At 66.0% G+C, this 25,017-nt stretch carries 16 protein-coding genes and 1 pseudogene; 6 read left to right on the plus strand and 11 right to left on the minus strand.

What is annotated here, in order from left to right:
• Positions 1-7: 7 nt before the first annotated feature.
• A complete protein-coding gene (locus tag ACCQ05_RS11950) occupies positions 8-493 on the minus strand; it encodes a hypothetical protein (protein ID WP_372394240.1) in 486 nt (161 codons plus the stop codon).
• Here ACCQ05_RS11950 and ACCQ05_RS11955 point away from each other — a divergent pair.
• From ACCQ05_RS11955 to rpfF, 4 genes are all read left to right on the plus strand, one after another.
• Complete coding sequence (locus tag ACCQ05_RS11955) at positions 422-3,907, plus strand: coiled-coil domain-containing protein (RefSeq protein WP_372394055.1); 3,486 nt, start codon at positions 422-424, stop codon at positions 3,905-3,907. The two genes, ACCQ05_RS11950 and ACCQ05_RS11955, sit on opposite strands and share 72 nt — an antisense overlap.
• On the plus strand, positions 3,855-4,586 hold the full coding sequence (locus tag ACCQ05_RS11960) for a hypothetical protein (protein WP_372394057.1): 732 nt from the start codon (positions 3,855-3,857) through the stop codon (positions 4,584-4,586). The genes ACCQ05_RS11955 and ACCQ05_RS11960 overlap by 53 nt, the downstream gene beginning before the upstream one ends.
• A 306-nt stretch (positions 4,587-4,892) precedes the next feature.
• Positions 4,893-5,843, plus strand: coding sequence for an IS481 family transposase (locus ACCQ05_RS11965; RefSeq protein WP_372360283.1), 951 nt, complete (start codon positions 4,893-4,895; stop codon positions 5,841-5,843).
• A 214-nt stretch (positions 5,844-6,057) separates the two neighbouring features.
• Positions 6,058-6,927 (plus strand): diffusible signal factor synthase RpfF, encoded by an 870-nt coding sequence (gene rpfF / locus ACCQ05_RS11970; protein WP_372390426.1) that lies wholly within the window; start codon positions 6,058-6,060, stop codon positions 6,925-6,927.
• Positions 6,928-6,939: 12 nt separating this feature from the next.
• On the opposite strand, the gene rpfC is transcribed toward rpfF, so the two are convergent.
• The 6 genes from rpfC to ACCQ05_RS12000 form a co-directional block, all read right to left on the minus strand.
• A complete protein-coding gene (gene rpfC, locus ACCQ05_RS11975; RefSeq protein ID WP_372390428.1) occupies positions 6,940-9,120 on the minus strand; it encodes a sensor histidine kinase RpfC in 2,181 nt (726 codons plus the stop codon).
• Between the two features lie 7 nt (positions 9,121-9,127).
• Entirely contained in the window at positions 9,128-9,751 is a 624-nt protein-coding gene (locus ACCQ05_RS11980) for an RpfH protein (protein ID WP_372390430.1), read from the minus strand.
• Between the two features lies 1 nt (position 9,752).
• Positions 9,753-10,889, minus strand: a complete 1,137-nt coding sequence (gene rpfG / locus ACCQ05_RS11985) for a cyclic di-GMP phosphodiesterase response regulator RpfG (protein WP_372390432.1) — start codon at positions 10,887-10,889, stop codon at positions 9,753-9,755.
• Between the two features lie 140 nt (positions 10,890-11,029).
• Positions 11,030-12,547, minus strand: a complete 1,518-nt coding sequence (gene lysS, locus ACCQ05_RS11990) for a lysine--tRNA ligase (protein ID WP_372390434.1) — start codon at positions 12,545-12,547, stop codon at positions 11,030-11,032.
• Between the two features lie 195 nt (positions 12,548-12,742).
• A protein-coding gene (gene prfB, locus ACCQ05_RS11995; protein ID WP_104540895.1) for a peptide chain release factor 2 occupies positions 12,743-13,868 on the minus strand; the annotation gives its coding sequence in 2 pieces (ribosomal slippage) (positions 12,743-13,792 and positions 13,794-13,868; 1,125 coding nt in all).
• Positions 13,869-14,147: 279 nt separating this feature from the next.
• The gene (locus ACCQ05_RS12000) at positions 14,148-15,095 is read right to left on the minus strand and encodes a LytTR family DNA-binding domain-containing protein (RefSeq protein ID WP_372390436.1); all 948 of its coding nucleotides are present in this window, start codon (positions 15,093-15,095) and stop codon (positions 14,148-14,150) included.
• A gap of 160 nt (positions 15,096-15,255) precedes the next feature.
• Between ACCQ05_RS12000 and ACCQ05_RS12005 the strand changes: the two are divergent.
• Positions 15,256-16,467, plus strand: a pseudogene (locus ACCQ05_RS12005) (acyltransferase family protein).
• Between the two features lie 185 nt (positions 16,468-16,652).
• Complete coding sequence (locus ACCQ05_RS12010) at positions 16,653-17,690, plus strand: DUF1176 domain-containing protein (RefSeq protein ID WP_372390438.1); 1,038 nt, start codon at positions 16,653-16,655, stop codon at positions 17,688-17,690.
• Positions 17,691-18,619: 929 nt separating this feature from the next.
• Here ACCQ05_RS12010 and recJ read toward each other — a convergent pair.
• From recJ to carB, 4 genes are read right to left on the minus strand one after another with little or no spacing between them, the layout of a single operon-like run.
• Positions 18,620-20,359 (minus strand): single-stranded-DNA-specific exonuclease RecJ, encoded by a 1,740-nt coding sequence (gene recJ, locus ACCQ05_RS12015; RefSeq protein ID WP_372390440.1) that lies wholly within the window; start codon positions 20,357-20,359, stop codon positions 18,620-18,622.
• On the minus strand, positions 20,356-21,276 hold the full coding sequence (locus tag ACCQ05_RS12020; RefSeq protein WP_372390446.1) for a phosphoglycerate mutase: 921 nt from the start codon (positions 21,274-21,276) through the stop codon (positions 20,356-20,358). The genes recJ and ACCQ05_RS12020 overlap by 4 nt, the downstream gene beginning before the upstream one ends.
• A gap of 19 nt (positions 21,277-21,295) precedes the next feature.
• Positions 21,296-21,760: a transcription elongation factor GreA gene (gene greA / locus ACCQ05_RS12025; RefSeq protein ID WP_208622721.1), complete on the minus strand. Its 465-nt coding sequence runs from the start codon at positions 21,758-21,760 to the stop codon at positions 21,296-21,298.
• Between the two features lie 8 nt (positions 21,761-21,768).
• Positions 21,769-25,011: a carbamoyl-phosphate synthase large subunit gene (gene carB / locus ACCQ05_RS12030; RefSeq protein ID WP_372390448.1), complete on the minus strand. Its 3,243-nt coding sequence runs from the start codon at positions 25,009-25,011 to the stop codon at positions 21,769-21,771.
• Between the last annotated feature and the right edge of the window lie 6 nt (positions 25,012-25,017).

The raw sequence follows: 25,017 nt of genomic DNA on the forward strand, positions 1-25,017 counted from the left end.
CTTGCACTCACTGTGATACGCAAACTCGGAATTTTGGACCGTGGCCAAGAATGACAAGCCGGTTTTCCAGGGACATCACCTTATTGAGCAGCAAGCATTCCGAGACAGTGCTCTGCTCAAGAAGCTCTACAGTTTCGGGCTTTTCAATCTGGATGGTGACGTCAATCTGCTGAACCTCCCGGCGGACAAGCAACTGGCGCTGCAGCTCGACGTCTCTCCTCACAACGGCGGCCCTCTCGGACAGTATTCCCAGGGCCTGAGGCAAGAACTGAATTTTCTCCAGAAGAGCTTTGATGGCCAAGCCGTACTGACTGGCGATCGTGGGGCGGCCGCGAGGGTTGCTAATGACGTGGACAGGCTTTGCGCCACTTTGAAAGTGGCCATGGTGAACAACGATCTGCTGACCAACACGCCCATCGGAATGACAGTGGAGCAGGCCAACCAATTCAACCGGGATTTCTTCAAGAAACTGCCGGCCTACCAACAAACTCATAGCCTGCAGATCGATGAAGCCATCAAGCTGACGGGTCCGGAAGCACGTTGGCCCGCGGTACTCAAGTCAGAACCCAATCTCATCCACAGTCTTAACGCGATCGATCAACCGGGTTCCAAGACGGTCAAAGGCGATGCGGCAATCGGTCGGCAGGTGTTGCGAGAATCGGTCGAGCAGGCGCAGGCAGGCGGACGTCTGACGCTTTCAGCGCAGGGTGCCGATCAGGTCAGTCAAGCTTTTTCCAGCAACGCTGCAGCAGTGCCAAGGACATCCAGCTCCACTAGGTTGGATCTTGATTCCATGGTTGTTCCACGATCGCAACGCGGCTTCGCCTCAGCAGAGCTACTGGCAGGCGATCTGTCCGCAGGCCAGGCACTGCGCACCGCCGGCCTGCTCGCCACCGCCGCAGATGCCGTCGCCTCCGGCCAACGCGCCACGCACTTGCTCGGCCAGGACAACCCGCTGGCCGCGCAATCGGAACTGGCGCATTTCGCCGGGCGCAATGTCGGTGGCTGGGCCGGCGGCACGGCAGCGGCCTACGCGCTGGGCAGCTCCGGCGCCGGGCCGATGGTGCTGATCGCTGCCGATGCGTACTTCATGAGCCTGGCCGGCGAAAAAGCCGCCGCGTTGCTCGACAATCGCGCGATCTACCACCAGACCGATCGCGATGGCACGCAGTGGTCGTTCGATGGCCACGCCTGGGCGAGGGACGGCATGGCCGATACAACCGGCGATGGGATCGACAACCCCACCGCCACGCCCATCGTGGCCAGCTACCAAAAGGCCCGCGAACTCAATTACCAGGCCACCAATGCTGCTGCAGCACTCGCTCTCAAAGATGCACCCACACCGCAGGATCCTTACCAGCATCCAGCCAACGCCACCGACCGCCCCAGCCTGAGCACCGCCGACTGGCGACGCGACCCGGCAGACGGCCAATGGCATCGCCTGGTCAAGACCGAGGTCTCCGGTGCCAACGAGCGCGGCAGCTACGTGCAGGAGACCGCATTGCTGCCTCGCGCTGCGGAACTGGAGGCGCAGGCGCAGGCCACCATCGCCCGCAACATCGCCAACAGCCCAGGGGCGATCGCCGCGCGCTATGAACTGGCCTACCACCGCAGCGGCTGGGCCGCCGATGGCTTGCCGATGTCGTCGGCCGTCCAGCAGGCATTGCCGGATCCGGATGCGTTGACCGCCTCGAACGGTCAGCGCTACTACCGCAACATGGAGGGCCAGTGGACCGGCCACGGTGCAGCGCCCGATGCCAACCGGGTGCTGGAGCTGGAGACCACGCGCGCGATGCTGCAGCCGGCGCTCGCCGAGCAGGCCCAGGCGATTGCCGCCATCGGGCAGTCGCCACCGTCGCCACAGGACGTGCAGCGCGAGCAGACGCTGTACCGCTACCGCATCGTAGGCACGGAACTGCAGCCGCAGTGGCGCGAAGCGATCGAGCTGGCGACCCAGCGCACGCGCGAAGCGGAAGGACTCGCAGGCGATGGCGCCATGCAGCTGCAGCGCGGCCCCGGCGGTCAGTATGGCGCCGACAGCCCGATCGCCCATCTGCAGCGCGGTGCCGATGGCGTGGAGCGCATTGCAGCGGTGACCAGCACCGAGGACATCCGTCAGGCGCTGCAGGAGCTGCAGGCTCGCCAGCAGCCGGACGCACCGGTGCAGCAGCTGGCCTCCAAGCCGCCTTCGTCCGAAGGCTCCACGGATGCGGACACGTCCGCCTCGCCGCCCTCGAACCAGCATGTGCTCGACGTGCAGGCCCGGGGACAGGCCGCCAGCGCCGCGCAGGAGCACCAGCAGCGGCAGCAGGAGGCACGACAGGCGCAAGATCAACAGTTGGCGCAGGTTCGCGCCCACGCGCTGCAGGCGCAGGCATCGCACGACGTCCGGGCGCAAGCTGCCCAGGCGCTGCAGGCGCATACCGCGCTGGAAGCACGGCAGCAAGCGCAGCGTCTGGAGCAACAAGAACGCCAGGCGCTGGACATCCAGCAACGCGAACGCGTCCAGCGGCGGGCGCATGAAACGGAGCAGCGCGAACAAGCGCAGATGCAGGCTCAGGAGACACAGCAGCGCGAACAGGAAATACGCCAGGCACAAGACGCCCAGCAGAGCCAGCAGGACCGGCTGCAGGCGCAGACTGTGCACCATGCCGGGCAACAGCCGCTGCACGCCCAAACGGCCCCACAACGCGAGCAGGAGCTGGCACAGGAAGCAGCCTCGCGCGAGTCGTCGTCGCTCCATGCGCAAGACACATCGCCGCGCCAACCCGAGCAGCGGCCTAACCAGGATGCCGTCATCCAACGGCCCCGGGAACAGCTGGTAGAGCCTGCGCAAGCACATGCATCCGACGTAGCGCAGCAGCAGACGCAAAGCCAGCAAGCGCAAGAACAGCGTCCGCAGGAAGTCCAGCAGCAGATAGCGCAGAGCGCTGCGATCGCGCAGACCGCACCGGCAGAGCAGCAGCAGGTTGCGGACCTGCCCCAGGTGGCGACTGCGCCTTCCGCGCCGTCGCTCGCCACCGCGATGGCCGCAGAACACCGCGACGAGCAACAGGCGCACACGCCACAGACTCAAGCACCGGAAGTACCAGATCCCCCTGCAGCGTTGCCAGTGCCCGCACACCTCGCGCATGCGACAGGGCCGTCGCCGGAGATGCCGATCGTTGGTCGCGCAGCCGATACACCCGAGGACGCGGCCGATGCGCGCGCGCCGCTGTCCGCGTCCCTGGCAGATGAGCACGACCGTCCTGCCGCTGTGCCCGCCGATCCGGACTCCTGGGAGGAAATAGAACGCTCCATGCGTGAGCTACGCATCCAACTCGAACAGGATCTCGAAACAGAAAACCGCGTCGCAGAAGCGCGGCAGGCGCGCGTGGACCGTGGTGAGCGGCCGTTTACCGACTTGGAATTGCGTGATGGGTACGATCCGGATGGCCCCTCTGGGCTGAGACCACCACGCGTTCCGCCGGCAGACACCGCGCCACAACCTCTTGCCGCTGGCGAGCAGGAGGATCGGCCGCAGCCCCAGCGTAAAACCATCACCGGCGATCCGGATGTGGACGAGTTGCTGTACGCCATCGACTGCAAGGACGAACTGGCGATCGAACAGGCCTTGAAGCGGGTTGCCAACAGCCCCCATAGCCAGACACTTGCCAAACAAGGGCATGAGTTTCTGGATGCCCAGGCGATGCAGGAGGCTCAGGAACAGGCAAGTATGCGCCAGGCCCTGAACATGGACGTCTCGACAGAGGTGCAGACCAGCCGTGGCCCGGTGATGGTGATGACATTGCCGCAGTTCGCCAACGGACCGGCGATGCAAGGTGGTCCGCAGGGTGACGGTGGTGGTGGCGGAGATGGTGGCGGTGGCGGTGGTGGCAGTGGTGGCGGCGGTGGCGGCGGTGGATAGCCGGAACACGTGCAGCAAGTTGAATCATCGAGAGAACACTATGGAGATGCAGAACACCTCCGCACTACCCGATGCCAACGCGTCGGAACGCACGCTAAAAGAATCGATCCAGGCCATGGCGGCACTGATCGGGACGCTGCAACGGCGCGAGCACGCATTGGAAGATCTGGTCCGGGAGCAGCTGCAGCTTCTGCAGATTGCCGTCAAACATGCCGATCAGCGCGTCAGTGGCCTGGTGGAAAATGCGCTGCCCCGCCTGACGCAATTGAGCAACCAGGCGCTGACGCAAACGCTGGAACCGGGGGCCGAGCGATTCAACAAGAAGATGGTCCAGGCGGAAAGGACGCTTGAGCAGGCGACCGCGCGCTACGCACAGGCGCAGCAATCGCTGGAAACCACCGTCACCCGGCGTAGCTGGGCCGGGCTCGGCGCGCTGTTGGTCGGCACGCTCCTGTGCCTGGCTGCAGTCGGCTACGCCGTCCAGGGCGCCCGGCCTGTGCTGGCTGAGGCCACCCAGCGCCGCGCGGAAATCGCCTTTCTGGATCGCGTCGCGCGCGCGGACCTGGTGCCCTGCGGCCAAGACAGGCTCTGCGCCGTTATCGAGCAGAAGGGGCCACGTTACGGCGATCGCCGGCAATATCGCGAGGTCGCGTTGCGTCAACGGACCCGACAACACTAGCGGCTCCAGCACCACCGACCAGCGCGTCATGGCGCACGGAAGCGCAACGACGGCTCCGCCGAAAGAGGGCGCCAGGAAGTAAACCTTCAGCCAGATCGTCAAGGTGGCGATCCTGGAGACACTGCCCTGCCCTGACCGCCGCCTCGACCTCACCGGCTGCTGGCAATCTGGGATGACCGCACGGCAGGCAATTGCACGTGGCCGGCGCCGTCAAAGAGCTAGCTGTGATCTCTCAGTAGGTTGTTCATCCGGGGCCGATCTGGAAGATGGGGGTTACCACACCAACCCAGCCCCCAGGAGCCCCGGATGAACCTGCATAAACATGCCCGTTTGACGCCGCGAGGTCGAGCTTTGCTCGTGCAGCGCATCGTGGTGCACGGCTTGCGAGTGGAAGAGGCCGCGCACGCCAGTGGCGTGAGCGTGCGGACCGCCTACAAATGGCTGGCGCGCTACCGCCTGCTCGGAGATGACGGCCTGCAGGACCGTTCTTCGCGCCCTCAACACTGTCCGCATGCCACGCCGCCGGAACTGGTCGAGCAGATCCTGCAGCAACGCCGACAACGCGCCACCTATTGGCAGATCGCCACCCACCTGAACGTGGGCCACAGCACCATCGCGCGCATCGTGCGCCGTGCCGGCCTGCATCGCCTGGCCGAACTGGAACCCAAGCCCCCTGTCGTGCGCTACCAATACCCCCAGCCTGGCGGCATGTTGCATCTGGACATCAAAAAGCTCGGGCGCTTCCAGCAAGCCGGCCATCGCGTCACGGGGGACCGTACCCAGACCAGCCGAGGCGCCGGATGGGAGTATGTCCATGTCGCCATCGACGATCACTCCCGCGTTGCCTTTACCAGCCTGCATCCAGATGAGTGCGGTGTTAGTGCCTGCCGGGCGTTGATCGCCGCATTGCGCTACTACCGTAGCCTGGGCGTGACCTTCCAGCGGGTGTTGACCGACAACGGCGCCTGCTATCGCTCCAAGGCCTTCGCCCGCACCATCCGGCGCCTCAACCTCAGGCACTACCGCACCCGCCCCTATACCCCACGCACCAACGGCAAGGCAGAACGCTTCATCCAGACGGCATTGCGCGAGTGGGCTTATGCCCACCGCTACGACAACTCCGAGCAACGTGCCGCGCACCTATTGCCCTGGCTCCATCACTACAACTGGCATCGGCCCCATGCCAGTCTTGGAAAACGCCCCCCTATCTCCCGCATCCACATTCCACTGAACAACGTGGTGGGTTTACACAGCTAGCGCTGCGAAATTGCAGCACGCGCCGAAGGCGTGCTTCCAGGCCCGACCGCAAGGCCGCTCGTTCAGCATCCGACCACACGCCTGTAACGCCCGCAAGGCCTTGCGGGCATTGGCTTTTGCACGCATAGAATCCGGTGTCGGCGCACGCTCAGGCGTTCACCCTCTATCGCCGTCCGCAAGGCGACCGGCCGGACGGTCTTCACGGAGAACCACCATGTCTGCAGTTCAACCCTTCATTCGCACCAACATCGGCTCGACCCTACGCATCATCGAAGAACCGCAGCGTGACGTGTACTGGATCCACATGCATGCCGACCTGGCCATCAACACGGGTCGCGCCTGCTTCTCGAGCCGTCTGGTCGACGACATCACCGGCTACCAAACCAACCTGGGGCAGCGCCTGACCAACGCGGGCGTACTGGCGCCGCACGTGGTGCTGGCGTCCGACAGCGATGTCTTCAACCTGGGCGGCGATCTGGCGCTGTTCTGCCAACTCATTCGCGAAGGCGACCGCGCACGCCTGCTCGACTACGCGCAGCGCTGCGTGCGCGGCGTGCACGCGTTTCACGTTGGCCTCGGCGCACGCGCGCACAGCATTGCGCTGGTCCAGGGCAATGCACTCGGCGGCGGGTTCGAGGCGGCACTGAGCTGCCACACCATCGTCGCCGAGGAAGGCGTGATGATGGGGCTGCCCGAAGTGCTGTTCGACCTGTTCCCGGGCATGGGCGCCTACTCCTTCATGTGTCAACGCGTCAGCGCGCAGCTGGCGCAGAAGATCATGCTCGAAGGCAATCTGTATTCGGCCGAGGAACTGCTTGGCATGGGCCTGGTCGATCGCGTGGTGCCGCGCGGCCAGGGCGTGGCCGCGGTAGAACAGGTCATCCGCGAAAGCAAGCGCACGCCGCATGCCTGGGCGGCGATGCAGCAGGTACGCGAAATGACTACCGCCGTGCCGCTGGACGAGATGATGCGCATCACCGAGATCTGGGTGGATACGGCGATGCAGCTCGGCGAAAAATCGCTGCGCACCATGGACCGCCTGGTGCGCGCGCAGTCGCGTCGCTCAGGGCTCGACGCGGGTTGATGCGTTGGCGGTCTATTCGTTACTACGGGGGGAGCACTCGCCGTCCTTGACGCCGTGCAGGCGTGCGCCGAGTGCATCCTTTCCCGCCTCTAGGTGTTCGCGCAGTGCGGACAGCCGCAGCCGCCACTCCGCCTGCAACTGCCAATCGGCCATGCGCATCAGCTCGCCTCCATGAGTGGCCACCTGCGCCAGCCCCAGATTACTGGCCACGCCGCGCAGCGCATGCGCGCTTTCGCGCAATTGTTCCCAATCCGAGCGCGTGCCGTCGCGCTCGATCGCGCTCACGCAATTGTGCGCGTCGTCCAGGCATTGCCGGATGAACTGACGTTCGAACTCTTCGCCCATGCCCAGCGCGGCGAGTTCGTCCAGCACGCTCGCGTCGAGCACGCCCTCGAAACTGGCCGGTACCTGCACGACGGTGGCCGGCGCCGCCAGCGGACGGGTGCTGACGGCTAGATCGGCCAGGGTGTCGAGCAGCTTGGTTGCCACGACCGGCTTGGCCAGAAACGCGCGCGCGCCGGCCTGCTCGCAACTGCGGATGGCCTCCGGGGTGACGTCGGCGCTGAGCACCACCACCGGGGTGTAGCGCATGCCGCTGGCCTGCATCACCCGCAGCTGCTTGAGCATGTCCAGGCCATTCATGCCCGGCATGTGCAGGTCCACGATCACCGCATCGAAATCCTCTTCGGCCATGGCGTCCAGCACCTGCTCGGCACCGTTGACGCACAACACCTTGTGTCCGGCCTTTTCCAGCAGGCGCTGCAGCACCATGCGGTTGGCCTCATGGTCGTCGGCCACCAGCATGCGCATGCTGCGCACGCGGGCACGATGCCGCAGGAACGGGTTGGAAAAAGCGATGACGTTGGAGGCTTCCAACTCGTCGGGTGTGTCCACCAGCGCACCGGTCGGCGCGCGTGCCGGCGTGTCTTTCAGCGGCTCACCGATCGCCATCGGCAGCTCGAACCAGAACACGCTGCCGCTTGGCCGATTTTCCTTGAACCCGATACTGCCGCCCATCGCTTCGACCAGGCCCTTGGCGATCGTGGTGCCCAGGCCGGTGCCCTCGTAGCGACGCGACAACCCGACGTCGGCCTGTTCGAAGGCCTCGAACAGGCGCGGACGCATGTCCATCGGCACACCGATGCCGGTGTCTTCGACCTCGAAGCGCAGCTGGACCGCTTCGTCGGCACTACCGGACACGCGTGTGACCCGCAGCAACACATGCCCATGCTCGGTGAACTTGACCGCATTGCCGACCAGATTCAGCAGCACCTGACGCAAATGGCCGGTGTCGCCCTTGAGCAGATCCGGCACGTCGCCCGCGACCTGTGTCCCGTAGTCCAGCCCACGCCCCCGGGCCTGTGGCTGCAGGATCATATTGACCGAGCCAATCATCTCGCGCAGGGAGAAATCGCGGCGATCGATGCGGATCTTGCCGGCTTCGATGGCCGAAATATCCAGCACCTCTTCCACCAGCGACAGCAGACTGCGTGCCGATGCCTGGATGGTGTTCAGGCATTCCTTCTGTTCCGCATCCAGTCGCGTGGTGGCCAGCACTTCGGTCATGCCGGACAAGCCATTGAGGGGAGTGCGGAACTCGTGGCTCATATTGGCCAGGAACCGACTCTTTGCCTGATTGGCGTGGCGCGCCTCGCGCACCGCGCGGGTCATCGCACGCAGCAGCGAATCGAAATACAGCGGCACCGCGATCAGACCCAGCAACAGCCCCCAGCTCAGATAGGGATTGCCCCTCCAGTACGGCGAGATCAGGATGGCGCTGAGGAAACTCAGGCTGGCCATGGCCGTGGCGGCACGTAGATAGTTGCTGCCGTAGCGCAACCCGTTGCCGATGGTCACCCACATGCAGACGGCATACAGTGGCGAGGCGGGCTCGCCCTGAATGGCCATGATTGCGCCGGTGCAGGTGTAGTCGAGCACCATGCCGATCAGGCGCCGGGTGTGCGAGACCTGCGGCCGCATCAGGATCGCCACCATCAATCCCAGCGACACCACCAGCTCGCCGACCAGAATCAACCAGGTGGCCATCAAGGTGTCGCCCTGGGTGTGCTGATAGCGCCAGCCCAGGTAGGAGATAAACAGCGTGGTGATGATGATGCGGATGAGATTCTGGGCGTGTTCCGAATCTGCTCGCCCAGACAGGCGCCGTTTCAACCATGGCAATAAAGACTTCATAGACGCCTCAGACGCGCGGCGGCGTCGATGGGGTTGGAATCCTTCCGTGCTGCGATGCAGCGTCGACACCTGTGGGCATCGCCCCGGTCATGGCCCGGTCTCGCTCGCGCAGCGTACGCAACAATGACATAGGAACCACGATCAACGCACCCAGCAGCGCGATCCCCAAGCCAAGCTGGCCATGCCAATAGGTGCTGTTGGCAAGCGTCGTGCCGAAGCTGAGCGTGGCCATGCCCACAGCGGTGTGCAGCGCCTCGCTGCCAAAGCGCAGCCCGTTGCCGATCGTGACCCAGAGCAACACAACGTACAGACAGGCCATCGGCGCGCCTATCCAGGTCATTGCCAGCCCGATCAAGCCGTAGTCGGCGAGCATCCCGAAGGTACGCCTCAGATGGGAGCGCTGCGGACTCGCCACAATCCAGCAAAAGATCAGCAGCGCCGTGGCCTGCGCGATCGCAATCAGGCGCAACAGCTGCTGCAACTGGCGCCCCGAGATGTCCCACCAGGAAGCGCAGACTAGCGTATAGACCAGGATCAACAGAATCATCGCAAGGCGTACCAGCGCCTGACCATGCCCGCTGTCGGGACGCCGAGCGAGTCGATCACGCAGCTGGCCGAATGCCGCCCTCACCTCACACCCCGGGACGCGCCGATGCGGTGGAGAATTCCCCGCAGATCTGATCCAGCTGCGCGCGTCCGCGCAACAGCGCATCCACGCAGCGCGGGTCGAACAGGCGGCCGCGCTGCGCATACAGGTAGGCCAGTGCGGCGTCCATGGTCCATGCTTCCTTGTAGGGGCGCGGCGACAGCAGGGCGTCGAACACGTCGGCCACCGCCACGATGCGCGCCTCCAGCGGAATCGCCTCGCCGACCAGCCCATCGGGATAACCGGTGCCGTCGTAGCGCTCGTGGTGGCGCAGCGCGATCAGTGCGCCGACCTGGATGAAACGGTTCTGGCTGCCGCTGAGCAGTTCGTAGCCGATGCGCGGATGGCGCTTCATCACGCTCATCTCGTCGTCGGTGAGCTTGCCCGGCTTGAGCAGCACCGCATCGGGAATGGCGATCTTGCCCATGTCGTGCAGCGGTGCTGCCATCTCGATGATGCGCACCTCTTCCTCGGACAGGCCCAGTTGCTCGGCGATCAGGCCGGCAACATGCGACATGCGCTCCAGGAAGGCGCTGGTGCCCGAATCGCGGTATTCGATCGCGCGCGCCAGCCGCGACAGGGTTTCGCGCTCGCGCTCCTCGACCTCGTTCATGCTCGCCAGCAGGCGCTGCTCCAGCGACAGCGCGCGTTGCTTGACGCTTTCGCTCTGCTGGCGCAGCTGCAACAGGTTGGCGCAGCGCGCGCGCAGTTCGCGCGGGCGGATCGGCTTGACCAGGAAATCGATCACCCCCGCTTCCAGCGCGGCCTGCCGGATCGGCTCGTCGCCGACGATGGTGATCAGGATGATCGGGATATCGCGGTGGCTGGGCAGCCGACGCAGGCGCCGCGCGAACTCCAGGCCGTCCATGCCGGGCATGCGATAGTCGAGCAGCAACAGGTCCACGCGCCCGGCCTCGCACCAGGCCAGCGCATCCAGCGGGTCGCCGAAGTCATAGACCTTCAGCTCCGGCGCGATGTCCTCGATGACATGGCGCAGCATCGTCCGTGCGGACATCTGGTCATCGACAATGACGATGTTCAATCCCAGATCCGCCTTTTCCGCCCAGCTTCCCCACGTATCCGCCGATACCACGCCGTGCGGACTCCCTGAAACATCCTGCATAGCCGTTGCTCCTCTATCTCGAGAACGGAAAAGCGATGACGTCGACCCCTGTGTCGACTCCCCCGGACGATGCGCTATCCGGGGCTCTGCCCTAGCATATGCAGTATCTGTGCCGTCGGCACGCGGTTCGCACAAAAAAGTCAGGCTTCCGGGCGCATATAGGGAAACAGCAGGACGTCACGGATCGAGGTACTCCCGGTCAGCAGCATCACCAGGCGGTCGATACCGATGCCCAGGCCACCGGTCGGCGCCATCCCGTACTCCAACGCACGGATGTAGTCGGCGTCGTAATGCATGGCTTCGTCGTCGCCACCGTCCTTGGCCTGCACCTGCGCCTGGAAGCGCGCGGCCTGGTCTTCGGGGTCGTTGAGTTCGGAGAAGCCATTGGCCAGCTCCTTGCCATTGATGAAGAGCTCGAAGCGATCGGTATAGCCAGGCTCGGTATCGCTGGACCGCGCCAGCGGCGACACCTCGACCGGGTGGTCGGTGATGAAGGTCGGTTGCACCAGCGTGGGCTCGACGGTGGCTTCGAAGATTTCCAGCAGCAGCTTGCCCCAGCCGTAGGACGGCTTGACCCGGATCTTCAGCCGCTCGCAATGGCGCAGCAGCGCCTCGCGATCGGTGCAGTCGGCCACGCTGATCTGCGGATTGTGGTGCCGAACGGCCTCATCCATGCGCCAGCGCCGGAAAGCCGGCGCCAGATCGATGTCGGCACCGTCCCAGCTCACCTGCGTGGTGCCCAGCACCGACTGCGCGGTGTCGCGGATCACCTGCTCGGTGAGGTCCATGATCTCGTTGTACGTGGCGTAGGCCTCGTAGAGCTCGAGCATGGTGAACTCGGGGTTGTGCCGGGTCGATACGCCCTCGTTGCGGAAGTTGCGGTTGATCTCGTAGACACGCTCGAGCCCGCCAACGACCAGGCGCTTGAGATACAGCTCCGGGGCCACGCGCAGGTAGAGATCCAGGTCCAGCGCGTTGTGGTGGGTGGTGAACGGCTTGGCGGTGGCGCCACCGGGGATGTAATGCATCATCGGCGTTTCCACTTCCAGGAAGCGGCGCGCGTCCAGCCAGGCGCGCATGGCGCGGATGATCTTGGAGCGCTTGATGAAGACCTCGCGCGCTTCCGGGGTCACGATCAGGTCGACGTAGCGCTGGCGGTAACGCTGCTCCACGTCCGACAGCCCGTGCCACTTGTCCGGCAACGGGCGCAGCGACTTGGTCAGCAGCCGCAGCGCGCTGGCCTTGACCGACAGCTCGCCGGTCTTGGTGCGGGTCAGCCCGCCCTCCACCGCCACGATATCGCCCACGTCCCAGCCCTTGAACGCGGTGTAGGCCTCGCCGAGCACATTGCCCTGCAGGAACAGCTGCACGCGCCCGGACTCGTCCTGGATCTGCGCGAAGCTGGCCTTGCCCATCACCCGCTTGGCCATCAGCCGGCCGGCCATGCGCACCGTGCGCCCGGTCGCTTCCAGCGCGTCGGCGGTCCAGGTGTCGGCATCGGCGAATTCGGCCTGCAGGTCGCCGGCGAACTGCTCGCGCACGAAGTCGTTCGGATACGCGATGCCCTGGCCGCGCAATGCGCCCAGTTTCGCGCGGCGCTCGGCGATGAGGCTGTTCTCGTCGACTGGGATCTGCGGCGCGGGGGTCTGCTCGGTCATGGCGGAAATCGGTCTGCTGTGGGGCGGGCGTTGGCCCGGTGGGGATGAAGGCCGGCGATGCCGACCGGGGCCGCCCTGCGACACTGCTGCGGCGGTGTCGCAGATGCTGCGATGGAGCTTGCCGGGGATGGTCAGGCCGTTACCGGCGAGCATCCACCGAGCTGGTGCGCGGAGCGCGCCGCACCAGCGCTACGCTCAGGCATCCAGGCGTTTGGAGCCGGCTGCCAGACCGGCCTTCAGGCTGGCCTCGACGAATTCGTCCAGGTCGCCGTCGAGCACTTTTTGGGTGTCGCTGCGCTCGACGCCGGTGCGCAGGTCCTTGATGCGGCTCTGGTCGAGCACGTAGTTGCGGATCTGGCTGCCCCAGCCGATGTCGGACTTGGTGGCTTCCAGCGCATCCTTCTCGGCGTTGCGCTTCTGCACCTCCAGTTCGTACAACTTGGCGGCCAGCATCTTCATCGCGTTGTCGCGGTTCTGGTGCTGGCTGCGGCCGGTCTGGCAGGCAACCACCGTATTGGTCGGGATATGCGTGATGCGCACCGCCGATTCGGTCTTGTTGACGTGCTGACCACCGGCGCCGGAGGAGCGATACACGTCGGTGCGCAGGTCGGCCGGGTTGATGTCGATCTCGATGTTGTCGTCCACTTCCGGCGACACGAACACCGAGGTGAAGCTGGTATGCCGGCGGTTGTCCGAATCGAACGGCGACTTGCGCACCAGCCGGTGCACGCCGATCTCGGTCTTGAGCCAGCCGTAGGCGTACTCGCCCTCGATGCGCACGGTGGCCGACTTGATGCCCGCCACTTCGCCACCGGAGACTTCCATCAGCTCGGTCTTCCAGCCGCGCGATTCGGCCCAGCGCAGGTACATGCGCAACAGGATTTCGGCCCAGTCCTGCGCCTCGGTGCCACCGGCGCCGGCCTGGATGTCCACGAACGCATTGGCGCCGTCCATCTGCCCGGAGAACATGCGCTGGAATTCCAGCTTTTCCACGTGCGCCTGGTACTTGTCCAGATCGGCGATCACCGCCACGGCGGTGTCCTCGTCCTGCTCGCTATCGGCCAGCTCCAGCAGATCGCCGGCATCGGCCAGGCCGGCCAGCACATCGGCGATGCCCACGACGGTTTTCTCGAGCATGGAGCGCTCGCGCCCCAGCGCCTGGGCACGCTCGGCGTCGTTCCACACGTCCGGGCTCTCCAGCTCCCGGCTGACTTCCTCTAGACGCTCTTTCTTGGCGTCGTAGTCAAAGATACCCCCTGAGCGAGAGCACGCGATCGTTGAGATCGGTGATGCGCTGGCGGATCGGATTGGTTTCGATCATGACGGAATTCCGGCAAACAAGCTGGGTAGTTTAGCAAGCGGGCCGCATGCGCGGAACGCAGGGGTGGCCGCTGCCCGCACGGCACCGTCCCATGCACCGGCCAGCAAGTTACAGACTCCACCTGCGCGCGACGCTGCGCATCGGCTGCCTCGCTTTGAGAGGCCATGCCCGCCGCTGGTATCCAAGGGACACCTGACACGACACGCTGCTGGCGCCTCGACCCTGCACGATCCCGGCTATGCCCCTGCAGAGAACTGCAGGGCCGCGCGCGGGCGCTCGCTAGACCGTCACCGCGTCCGGCCTGGGCGTGCCGGCCACCTGCCCGGCCCGTGCCCGCAGGCCGGCCAGATGGCTGCGACTGCAGGGCAGCACCGTGGCGTCGCGCAGGTGCACGCGCGCGTCGCCGGAATCGGCCGGTTCGATCGCCTGCACCTGGCCCAGATTGACCAGATAGCTGCGGTGGATGCGCACGAAGACGGCTGCATCCAGCCTGGCCTCGATCGCCGCCATGGTGCTGCGCAAGGGATAGTCGTGACCGCGAACGCGTAGATTGACGTAGTTGCCGGAGGCCTGGATCCATTCGATGTCGGCGGTGGCCACCAGAAAATCGCGGCCGAGCTTGCGCACCAGAAAACGTTGCGGGCGATCCAGCGGCTCCACCGGCGGCCCCTCGTCCGGCGCGGCGAGCAGATGCGCCTCGCCCTGACGCCGCCGCGCATACCAGCCCAGCGCGTGCTGCACCGCCACCAGCAGCGCAAAGGTGCGCAGGTCCTTGGACAGTTCGTACCCCCACTGCAGCCAGCCGCCGAAAGCGTAGTGCGTGCCGACCAGTGCATAGACCAGCTTGCGCAGCAGCACCATGCCGGCGACGTGCGCCAGCCACCACCCCAGGGCCGCGGCCAGGTATAGCGGCACACGTCGCAGCCAGGCATCGGCATGCAGCGGCCAGCGTGCGCACAACCACAACACCATCGGCAGCAGCAACAGCGCGGCGGTGGCGCTGCTCAGCTCCCAGCTCAGCAGCTGCCACAGCACGATCGGCTGGCCGTCGCGGCGCGCGGCCAGGCAGGCGGTCCAGACGTTGCCCAGCGCACTCAGGTAAAACACCAGCGACCAGATCACGATGGCCCAGCGCGTGGCGGCACGCCCGGCCCCGTCCCGGGCGATTGGCGGGCGCGACCCGGTCGATTCCATTGCACACGTCCGCAGTTGGCAGGTGCCGATCATAGAGGCCCGCGCAGCAGCGCGAAACCGTCGCCCCGGCCGTCCCCATTCGTCCCTGGATGGGCGCAACTAGTCACTGCGGGCAGTGGTTTCCACCCCTGGCCCCAGCGGCAGCAAGGGCTGGCGGCCAGGATGCGCCCCACTCCTCCAGCAACCGCCGACCATGACCGAACGCCGCCACGATATCGATGCCCTGCGCGTCTTCGCCTTCGCCCTGCTGATCCTCTATCACGTGGGCATGGCCTATGTAGCCGGCTGGGACTTCCATTTAAAGAGTGCCTACACCACCGACTGGCTGCAGCCGCCGATGATTGCGCTCAACCGCTGGCGGATGCCGCTGCTGTTCATGCTCTCCGGCATCGCGATCGGCCTGGCGCGTGCCGAACGTGCGCCCTGGCAGTTCGGCTGGCGGCGCTGCGGGCGCCTGCTGCCGCCCCTGCTGTTCGGCATGTTCGTGGTGGTGTCGGTGCAGGCGTACTGCCAAGGCGTGAGCAACGGCAAGCTGGCTCCCGGCTTCGGCAGTTTCCTGCTGCGCTATTGGCAGGTGCAGCCCTGGCCGGCCGGCAGCTTCGATGGCTGGGAACATGGCATCACCTGGAATCACCTGTAGTATCTGGCCTACCTGCTGCCCTACACCTTGGTGTTGATGGCGATGATTGCGCTGCGCCGCGCCCTGCCGATCGCCCTGCCGCGCCTGCCCGCCTCCATTGCGGTCCCTGCCCTGCTGCTGGTGCCGATGGTGTGGGAAGCCTTCTGCGTGCTGTGGGTGCTGCCACGTCATCCACCGAGCCATGCCCTGGCCGGCGACTGGTTCGTACATGCCGAATCGTTCCCGCTGTTCGTGCTCGGGTATGTGCTGGCCCACAACGCCCGGTTCTGGACGTGGGTGGTGCAGTTGCGCTGGCCGACGCTGGTGGCCGCACTGCTGGCGATCGCCACCGAACTGAGCATTCGTCACCTGGGCCGTACCCTCGATGCGGCCCAGCTCAGCGCGATGCTGGCCAGCGTGCGCTGGTATGTGATCGAACGGCTGGCGCGCGCAGCCTACACCTGGCTGGCCTTGCTGGCGCTGCTGGGGTGGGCACGGCATCGTCTGAACCGCCCGTTCGCCTGGCTGCCGTACTGCACCCAGGCGGTGTTCCCCTGGTACATCCTGCACCAGAGCCTGATCATCCTGGCGCTGTACTGGCTGGCGCCGCTGCGGTTGGGCCCCTGGCGGGAGCCGGCGCTGGTGCTGCTTGCCACCGTGGCCGGTTGCCTGTTGTTGCACGAAACCCTGATCCGCCGTGTGCGCTGGTTGCGGCCGCTGTTCGGCATGCCGATGCGCGTACCGAAGACCCGCACGCGCCAGACCACACCCGCGATGACGATGTAATGGCGCGCGGCACTGTCCTGCGCCGTCGCGCAAACACGTTGGCGTGCGCGACGCTGCGTGGCAGCGGCCCCAAGGCGATGTGCTCCCACACGATGAATGGTGTTCGCCGCCTGTCACCGGCCTGGCTGGACGCATGGCAGAGGGCACCGCAAGATGCCGGCCAGACCTGCGTTGAAGAATCCACGATGCGTCCCGCCCTGCTTGCTGCGGCATTGCTGCTCAGCCCCACGCTCGCGCTGGCCGCAGCGGCCACCAGCGTCGACTTCACCCGTGACGATTGGACCATCGCCTGCGACAACACCCGTACCTGCCGCGCCGCCGGGTATCAGCCGGACGAAGGCGAGCACTTGCCGGTGTCGGTGCTGCTGACCCGCAAGGCCGGTGCCGGTGAGGCGGTCACTGCGGAGCTGATGCTGGGCCAGTACGACGAGGTCAAGCTGCCGGCGTCGCTCAGCCTGCAGCTCGATCAGCGCAACCTCGGCAAGCTGGCGCTGGACGGCAACAGCGGCACCGCCTCGCTCAGCAGCACCCAGGTCGCCGCACTGCTGGCGGCGTTGCCCCGCAGCAACACGATCGTCGCACTCGGCAACGATGGCCGCCGCTGGCAGCTGTCCGACAAGGGCGCGTCGGCGGTGCTGTTGAAGATGGATGAGTTCCAGGGTCGGCTCGGTACGCGCGGCGCGCTGGTGCGCAAGGGCGACCGCGACGAATCCGCCGTGCTGCCGCCGTTACCGGTACCGCAGGTCCGCGAGGCCAGGCTTGTCGCAGCGCAGCCGGGCGATGCGCGCCTGGGCACATTGCCGGCGCTGTATCAGGCGCTGCGTGTCACGCTTCCCGCCGATGAACAGTGCAAGGGACTGGACACCAGCGAAGCCTCCGAACCGCTGACCATCACCCGCCTGAGCAGCGACAAGCTGCTGGTCTCCACCGACTGCTGGATGGGCGCCTACAACGTCGGCGCCGGATACTGGGTGATCAATGCACTCGCGCCGTTCGCCCCAACCCTGGTCACCCTGCTGGGCAGCGACCTGGATGGTTCCACCATCCTGGCCTCGCACAAGGGTCGCGGACTGGGCGATTGCTACAGCCAGGCGAGCTGGACCTGGGATGGCCGACGTTTCGTACAGACCTCCGACTCCACCTCGGGCCTGTGCCGGTTGGTCGCTGCCGGCGGCGCGTGGGAGCTGCCGACCCTGGTCACCGAGGTCAGGCAGTCGCCTTGATCGAAGCGAACACAGTTTCAATAAAGCAAATAGCGACGCGCGGTCCTCGCTCTTCAACAGAAAGCAGCCAACTGTCTAGTGCGGTGCCCTCGCCGATTGCGGGACCGTTGGCGGCATGGATGCCGCCATCGAGCCTCCAGGGACGGATTCACGGCGTGTCCCGCGAGCGGTGAGGGCATCGCACACTCGACGCTGCGCATTTGCTGCAGGGCCCTTGCCCGCCCACCATCGCGGGACACGCCGCAAGTACATCCTTGTAAGCTCCATGGCGGCATCCATGCCGCCAAGGGTCCCGCGACGGTGAGCGGGCAAGGACCAGTCGAGATGGTCGGTGTGCAGGGCTTTCAATAAAGCAAGCAGCGACGCGCGGTTCCCGCTCTTCAACAGAAACCAGCCAACTGTCTAGTGCGGTGCCCTCGCCGATTGCGGGACCGTTGGCGGCATGGATGCCGCCATCGAGCCTCCAGGGACGGATTCACGGCGTGTCCCGCGAGCGGTGAGGGTATCGCACACTCGAGGTTTTCGCGTTTGCTGCAGGGCCCTTGCCCGCCCACCATCGCGGGACACGCTGCAAGTACGTCCTTGTAAGCTCCGTGGCGGCATCCATGCCGCCAAGGGTCCCGCGACGGTGAGCGGGCAAGGACCAGTCGAGATGGTCGGTGTGCAGGGCTTTCAATAAAGCAAGCAGCAAAGCGCGGTCCTCGCTCTTCAACAGCAACCAGCCAACTAGCCAGTGCGGTGCCCTTGCCGATTGCGGGACCGTTGGCGGCATGGATGCCGCCATCGAGCCTCCAGGGACGGATTCACGGCGTGTCCCGCGAGCGGTGAGGGCATCGCACCCTCCAGGTCTTCGCGTTTGCTGCAGGGCCCTTGCCCGCTAACCATCGCGGGACACGCTGCAAGTCCTTCCTTCTAAGCTCTGACTCAGATCAACCCGTGCCTGTTGCCGGCTCGCAATGCTCGACGATCAACTGCACCGCGGTGCCGCCGCGATAGTCGTCGCTGACCAGTCGATAGGCCAGCCGCACCATGCGTGCCGGTTCGCTGCCGCGCCAGCCATTGAAGTGGATGGCATTGAGCGGTTCGGCGCGGCCGAGGCAACGCAGCGTCAGCTTGAGGTGGCGTTCCTTGAGCACGCGATGTTGCAGCACCTCGAACTTCCCATCGAACAGCGGCTCGGGAAAGCCCTGCCCCCATGGACCGGCCACGCGCAGCGCTTCGGCGTGCACGTGATCGAGTTCGTGCGCGGCCAGTTCGCCATCGCTATGCAACTCGGCGTGCAGCAGCGAGGCATCCACCATCGTCTGTACCTGCGATCGAAACGCCTGCTCGAAGGTCGGTAACGCGTCACGCTCGATGCTCAGCCCGGCCGCCATCGCATGGCCGCCGAACTTCTGGATCACGCCGGGATGCCGGGCATCCACCGCTGCCAGCACGTCGCGGATATGCAGGCCCGGAATCGAACGCGCCGAACCGCGCAACTGGCTGCTGCCCGGCTCGGCCGGAGCCAACGCGATCACCGGGCGATGCAGGCGATCCTTGAGCTTGGAAGCGACCAGACCGATCACCCCGGGGTGCCAGTCCGGATCGAACAGGCAGGCGGCGATCGGCAAGGCGCCGTCGGCATCCAGCACCACCTTGGTCACCGCCTGCTCGGCATCGTCGGTCATCAATTGCTGCACGGCGCGGCGTTCGGCGTTGATCTCTTCCAGGGTGCCGGCGATCTCGCGTGCGCGGTTCCAGTCTTCGCTGAGCAGCAACTCGATGCCCAGCGCCATGTCTTCAAGCCGGCCGGCCGCGTTCAAGCGCGGGCCAAGCGCGAATCCGATATCGCTGGCGCTCAGTCGCGCCACATCGCGGCCACTGGCGTCGATCAGGGCGCGTAGGCCGATGCAGCCGCGCCCCTCGCGCAGCCGGCGCAGGCCGGCCGACACTAGCGCACGGTTGTTGGTATCCAGCGGCACCAGGTCGGCCACCGTCCCCACCGCCACCAGATCCAGCAGCACCGACAGATCCGGCTCGCTGCGGCCGGCGAACGCACCACGCGCACGCAATACGCTGCGCAAGGCCAGCAGCACGTAAAAGATCACGCCCACGCCGGCCAGCGATTTGCTGGGAAAAGCGTCGACGGCCAGGTTCGGGTCCACGATCGCATCGGCCGGCGGCAACATCTCGCCCGGCAGATGGTGGTCGGTGACCAGTACCGTCCAGCCGCGCGCCTTGGCCGCGGCCACGCCGGCATGGCAGGCGATGCCGTGATCGACGGTGACCAGTACATCCGGCTGCAACACGGCCAGCTCGTCCACCAGCGCCGGCGACAGCCCGTAACCATGCACCATGCGGTTGGGCACGGCGTGATGCACATCCAGCGCGCCGAGCATGCGCAGGCCGCGCACGCCCACGGCGCAGGCGGTAGCGCCGTCGCAATCGAAATCGCCCACCACCAGGATGCGAAGCTGCTGCGCAATCGCATCGGCCAGCAGGCTCGCTGCCACGGTGCTGTTGTGCAGCAGCTCCGGCGATAGCAACTGCCCCAACCGTGGCTGCGCGCCTTGCGCATCGGTCACGCCGCGTGCGGCATAGATACGGCGCAGCAGCGGCAACATGGCATCGGGCCAGCTTCCGGCCGGCCCTGGCGGGCGCCGGACGATCCGTGGACTGCCCGTCATTGCGCCAGCTGCAACCGCGGCGACCGCCAGAACCGCCAGCGTTGCGTGCGTGCCAGCGACAGCGTTTCGCCGTCCTGGAAATCCAGCACCAGCCGATCCAGCTCGCCGCGTGTCATCGCCGCCAGCAACGGTGCCACTGCATCGTCGCCGAATTGCTGCAACGAGCGCAGATGGCGCAGATCCACCAGCGCATCCACGCGTTGTTCGCCCTGCGCATCGGCACCGGCGGCCAATGCCAGCGCTCGCAGCAGCGACTCGCGGCTACGTACCTGGCGATGCGGCGATGTCACGGCCTGCGGCAGCACGCCGCCGCCCCAGAACCACAGCGAGTTGATCGCCGGTTTGCCGCTGGCCACGCGCCCCTCGTTCCAGGGATGCTGGTGCAGCATCACCTGCGCCTCGGTCAGCAGCGCGCGCCAGCGCCGACCAAGATCGCCAGCGGGCAGATGGTCGAACAGGTCGTCGCCGATCGCAACCTCCGGCGGCACGAACTCGGGCAGCCTAGCATCGGGCGAGAGCCGCAGGTACCAGCGCGACGGCGTGGGGGCATCGAGCAGGAACCCGGCATCGCCAAACATCGGCTTGAGGATCGGCAGCAGCATCGCCAGGTCTTCGGCGGTGGCACCGAGCGCCTCGCCATAGCCCATCAGCCGCGCGCCCTGCATGTCTGGCACCACGTAGGCCGGGTCGGCGCGCACCCAGGTGGCGCCGGCCGCATCGCCAGCATCCAGCTGCCGGGTCAACGCCGCCACCGGCCAGTGCGACGGGGTCAGGGTGAAGTGGCGCTGCAACTGCGCCACCTCGCCTGCCTCGGCAGCGTGCTGGTCGGCGCGCGCCAGCGCACGCGTCACCACCGCATCGTCCAGGCTTCCGGGCAGGCGGCGTTTTTCCGGCAGCAGCAGCGTTGCGGTGGTCATCGCTCAGGCGTGCCTGCGATCAATCCAGGTACGCGACACTGACCACTTCGTACTCGCGCTGGCCAGCCGGCGCGTCGATGGTCACCGCATCGCCTTCCAGCTTGCCGATCAGCGCGCGTGCCAGCGGCGAGGAAATCGCAATCAGGCCCATCTTGATGTCCGCTTCCAGGTCGCCGACGATCTGGTAGCGCTTTTCCTCGTCGGTTTCGACGTCGGCCAGCGTCACCGTGGCGCCGAACACGATCTTGCTGCCGGCACCCAGCTTGGTGATGTCGATGATCTCGGCATGCGAGAGCTCGCCTTCCAGCTGCTTGATGCGGCCTTCGATGAAGCTCTGCTGCTCACGCGCGGCGTGGTACTCGGCGTTTTCCTTCAGATCGCCGTGCGCGCGCGCCTCGGCGATCGCGGCGATCACCGCCGGACGCTTGACCGATTTCAGCTGTTCCAGTTCCTCGCGCAAACGTTGCGCGCCCTTGGATGTCATGGGTGCTCTCATGCCTGAAGCTCCTTGTGCAGTTCCTGCAGCGACCAGACAGGGCCGGTGCCGCGGAATTCCAGCGAATGCACCAGCGCCTTGGCGCCGGCGACAGTGGTCGAATAGGTCACGCGATGCTGCAATGCTTCACGCCGGATCGAGAACGAGTCGGAGATGGCGGCGCGGCCTTCGGTGGTATTGACGATATACACGATCTCGCCGTTCTTGATCGAATCGACGATGTGCGGGCGGCCTTCGGCCACCTTGTTGACGATCTCGCAGTTCAGGCCGTTCTGCTGCAACCAGGCACCGGTCCCGCGGGTGGCCACCAGGGTGTAGCCACGCTCCACCAGCGCCTGTGCCACCGGCAATACGCGCTGCTTGTCCGGGTCGCGCACCGACACGAAGGCCTTGCCCACCGGCGGCGCCTTGATGCCACCAGCTTCCTGCGCACGCGCGAACGCGGCGCTGAAGCTGCGGCCCACGCCCATCACCTCGCCGGTGGAACGCATTTCCGGCCCCAGGATCGGGTCCACGCCCTGGAATTTGGCGAACGGGAAGATCGCCTCCTTCACCGAGTAGTAGTCCGGCACGATTTCCTTGGTGGCACCCTGCTCGGCCAGCGTCTTGCCGGCCATGCAGCGGGCGGCGATCTTGGCCAGCGGCATGCCGATGGCCTTCGATACGAACGGCACGGTGCGCGAGGCGCGCGGGTTCACTTCCAGCAGATACACGATGTCATCGCCCGCATCGTTGACCTGCACCGCGAACTGGGTGTTCATCAGGCCGACCACGTTGAGGCCTTCGGCAAGCATCACCACCTGGCGGCGCAGTTCGGCCTGGGTCTTGGGCGAGAGCGAATACGGCGGCAGCGAGCAGGACGAATCGCCCGAATGCACGCCGGCCTCTTCGATATGTTCCATCACCCCGCCGATCAGCACCTTGCCGTCCTTGTCGGCAATGATGTCCACGTCCACTTCCACCGCGTTGTCCAGGAAGCGGTCCAGCAGCACCGGCGAGTCGTTGGAAACCTTCACCGCATCGCGCACGTAGCGCGCCAGATCCGATTCGCCGTAGACGATTTCCATCGCGCGGCCGCCGAGCACGTAGCTCGGGCGCACCACCAGCGGGTAGCCGATCTCGCGCGCCAGCACCAGGGCTTCTTCCGGGTTGCGCGCGATCCGGTTCGGCGGCTGCTTCAGGCCCAGCGTGTCGACCAGCTGCTGGAAACGCTCGCGGTCTTCGGCCAGGTCGATCGAGTCCGGGCTGGTGCCGATCACCGGAACGCCGTTGGCTTCCAGCGCACGCGCCAGCTTCAACGGGGTCTGGCCGCCGTACTGCACGATCACGCCCTTGGGCTGTTCCAGCTCGACGATCTCCAGCACGTCTTCCAACGTCAGCGGCTCGAAGTACAGGCGGTCGGAGGTGTCGTAGTCGGTGGAGACGGTTTCCGGGTTGCAGTTGACCATGATGGTTTCAAAACCATCGTCGCGCAGCGCCAGTGCCGCGTGCACGCAGCAGTAGTCGAACTCGATGCCCTGGCCGATGCGGTTGGGGCCGCCGCCGAGGATCATGATCTTGTCGCGCGTGGTCGGCAGCGCCTCGCATTCTTCCTCGTAGGTCGAATACAGGTAGGCGGTGCTGGTGGCGAACTCGGCCGCGCACGAGTCCACGCGCTTGTACACCGGGCGCACCTTGAGCGCGCGGCGCAGCGTACGCACCGATTCCTCGTTGCTGCCGATCAGCTGCGCCAGACGCGCATCGGAGAAGCCGGCGCGCTTGAGCGTGCGCAGACGCGGCGCATCCAGTGCCGGCATGCCATCGTCGGCCAGTTGCTGTTCGTGGCTGATCAGTTCTTCGATCTGGTCCAGGAACCACGGGTCGATGAACGACAGCGCGTAGACCTCGTCCACCGTCATGCCAGCGCGGAAGGCATCGGCCACGTAGAACAAGCGCTCCGGACCCGGCGCCTTGAGCTCGCGCTTGAGCACGGCGATGTCGTCTTCGCTGCTCAGGTCCAGCCCGGTCGGATCCAGGCCGATCTTGCCGGTCTCCAGGCCGCGCAGCGCTTTCTGCAGCGACTCCTGGAAGGTGCGGCCCATCGCCATCACCTCGCCTACCGACTTCATCTGGGTGGTCAGGCGTGCATCGGCCTGCGGGAATTTTTCGAACGCAAAGCGCGGAATCTTAGTCACTACGTAGTCGATCGACGGCTCGAACGAGGCCGGGGTCAGCCCGCCGGTGATTTCGTTGCGCAATTCGTCCAGCGTGTAGCCCACCGCCAGCTTGGCGGCGACCTTGGCGATCGGGAAACCGGTGGCCTTGGAGGCCAGCGCCGAGGAACGCGACACGCGCGGATTCATCTCGATCACCACCACCCGGCCGGTGGTCGGGCTGATGCCGAACTGCACGTTGGAGCCGCCGGTATCCACGCCGATCTTGCGCAGCACCGCGATCGAGGCATCGCGCAGGCGCTGGTATTCCTTGTCGGTGAGGGTCTGCGCCGGGGCCACGGTGATCGAGTCGCCGGTGTGCACGCCCATCGGATCGAGATTTTCGATCGCGCAGACGATGATGCAGTTGTCGGCGGTATCGCGCACCACCTCCATCTCGAATTCCTTCCAGCCCAGCACCGATTCTTCCACCAGCACTTCGGTGGTCGGCGACAGCTCCAGGCCGCGGCCGACGATCTCGATCAGCTCTTCGCGGTTATAGGCGATGCCGCCGCCGCTACCGCCCAGGGTGAAGCTGGGACGGATGATGGTCGGGTAGCCGACGCGGGTCTGGATATCCAGCGCTTCTTCCAGCGTGTGCGCCACTTCGGCCTTGGGGCATTCCAGGCCGATCTCGCCCATCGCCACGCGGAACAGCTCGCGATCTTCGGCCATGCGGATAGCTTCGCGCTTGGCGCCGATCAGCTCGACGTTGTACTTCTCCAGCACGCCGTGGTCGGCAAGATCCAGCGCGCAGTTCAGCGCGGTCTGACCGCCCATGGTCGGCAGCAGCGCATCGGGCCGTTCCTTGGCGATGATCTTTTCGACCGTCTGCCAGTTGATCGGCTCGATGTACACGGCGTCGGCCATGTTCGGGTCGGTCATGATGGTGGCCGGGTTGCTGTTGACCAGCACCACGCGGTAGCCCTCGTCGCGCAACGCCTTGCACGCCTGCGCGCCGGAGTAGTCGAACTCGCAGGCCTGGCCGATGACGATCGGGCCAGCGCCGATGATGAGGATGGTTTTAAGGTCGGTGCGCTTTGGCATGGGGGT

It is taken from the genome of Xanthomonas sp. NCPPB 3582 (genome assembly GCF_041475735.2).
GTDB classification, from domain to species: domain Bacteria; phylum Pseudomonadota; class Gammaproteobacteria; order Xanthomonadales; family Xanthomonadaceae; genus Xanthomonas; species Xanthomonas codiaei.

Bases quoted from the DNA above. Each gene is read 5' to 3' on its own strand.
- rpfF (WP_372390426.1), top strand. From the start codon at position 6,058: ATGTCTGCAGTTCAACCCTTCATTCGCACCAACATCGGCTCGACCCTA.
- ACCQ05_RS11965 (WP_372360283.1), top strand. From the start codon at position 4,893: ATGAACCTGCATAAACATGCCCGTTTGACGCCGCGAGGTCGAGCTTTG.
- rpfG (WP_372390432.1), bottom strand. From the start codon at position 10,889: ATGCAGGATGTTTCAGGGAGTCCGCACGGCGTGGTATCGGCGGATACG.
- ACCQ05_RS12020 (WP_372390446.1), bottom strand. From the start codon at position 21,276: ATGACCACCGCAACGCTGCTGCTGCCGGAAAAACGCCGCCTGCCCGGA.
- ACCQ05_RS11960 (WP_372394057.1), top strand. From the start codon at position 3,855: ATGGTGGCGGTGGCGGTGGTGGCAGTGGTGGCGGCGGTGGCGGCGGTG.
- greA (WP_208622721.1), bottom strand. From the start codon at position 21,760: ATGACATCCAAGGGCGCGCAACGTTTGCGCGAGGAACTGGAACAGCTG.
- lysS (WP_372390434.1), bottom strand. From the start codon at position 12,547: ATGACCGAGCAGACCCCCGCGCCGCAGATCCCAGTCGACGAGAACAGC.
- ACCQ05_RS11950 (WP_372394240.1), bottom strand. From the start codon at position 493: ATGAGTTTGTTGGTAGGCCGGCAGTTTCTTGAAGAAATCCCGGTTGAA.
- rpfC (WP_372390428.1), bottom strand. From the start codon at position 9,120: ATGAAGTCTTTATTGCCATGGTTGAAACGGCGCCTGTCTGGGCGAGCA.
- ACCQ05_RS12010 (WP_372390438.1), top strand. From the start codon at position 16,653: ATGCGTCCCGCCCTGCTTGCTGCGGCATTGCTGCTCAGCCCCACGCTC.
- carB (WP_372390448.1), bottom strand. From the start codon at position 25,011: ATGCCAAAGCGCACCGACCTTAAAACCATCCTCATCATCGGCGCTGGC.
- recJ (WP_372390440.1), bottom strand. From the start codon at position 20,359: ATGACGGGCAGTCCACGGATCGTCCGGCGCCCGCCAGGGCCGGCCGGA.
- ACCQ05_RS11955 (WP_372394055.1), top strand. From the start codon at position 422: ATGACAGTGGAGCAGGCCAACCAATTCAACCGGGATTTCTTCAAGAAA.
- ACCQ05_RS12000 (WP_372390436.1), bottom strand. From the start codon at position 15,095: ATGATCGGCACCTGCCAACTGCGGACGTGTGCAATGGAATCGACCGGG.